This window comes from Marinobacter sp. bablab_jr008 (assembly GCF_016464145.1).
GTDB classification, from domain to species: Bacteria; Pseudomonadota; Gammaproteobacteria; order Pseudomonadales; family Oleiphilaceae; genus Marinobacter; species Marinobacter nauticus.
Genome location: NZ_JACDWW010000030.1, coordinates 1 through 735, shown reverse-complemented (window position 1 = coordinate 735; position 735 = coordinate 1). Strand labels below are relative to the sequence as shown.

1 protein-coding gene is annotated in these 735 nt (G+C 53.5%); it reads right to left on the bottom strand.

Annotation, left to right across the window (positions count from 1 at the left end; all coding sequences use genetic code 11):
* Nucleotides 1-246: 246 nt before the first annotated feature.
* A partial coding sequence (locus JIF53_RS01810) for an IS91 family transposase (protein WP_023012176.1) occupies nt 247-735 on the bottom strand: 489 nt, incomplete at its 5' end.

Below are 735 nucleotides of genomic sequence, written 5' to 3'. Positions count from 1 at the left end.
TTTTCCAGAGAACCCGCGCAGACTGCTGTCGTTCTATCCCTCGGTTCTATCCCTCGCTTCATTACCTGATAGCCTCAAACCAGGGCTGAATTCCGCTCTTCTCGATTGAATTCCCCCCAGTTTCCGAGCTTTCACACCTCATTCCCGGTCTGTTGGCAAACCTCACCCTTACCGTGCTCCCATTGGAAAAAAAATTGAGCACAGCATGTTTCAAAACTGTCGTGGAAATGCCGGACGGAATGGGTCTCAGCAGAACAAACTTGAGGGTGGCGCCCGTCCTTCTGGAAGTATCACTGCCGCCGAAGCGCCTCCCTTCTCATTGAGATGGTCCAGTATCTTGTTGATCACCACCGGGTCTTCAATACATGCAATGACTCTGACTGAACCGCCACATTCCCGGCAGGTGTTAATGTCTATATTGAAGACACGCTTCAAGCGCTGGGCCCAGGTCATGGACGCCCGACGCTCCGCCGGGCTTTGGTCAAGCCGTTCGTTGGCAGAATCACATTTTTTGCCCTTGCCACGCCTCGATGGGGTGATCAGCGCACGGTACTTGCTGTTTGAGGCGAATACCCCATGAAACCGGCTCAGATTCACTCTGGGTTTGGGTATCAGCGCCGCCAACTTGGCAATGAAATCCAGGGGATCAAAGACCACATGCGTCGTCCCATCCCGATAGGGTGTCTTCAGTCGATAGCGAATCTGCCCGTTTGATGTCAGCGACAAGCGCTTCTC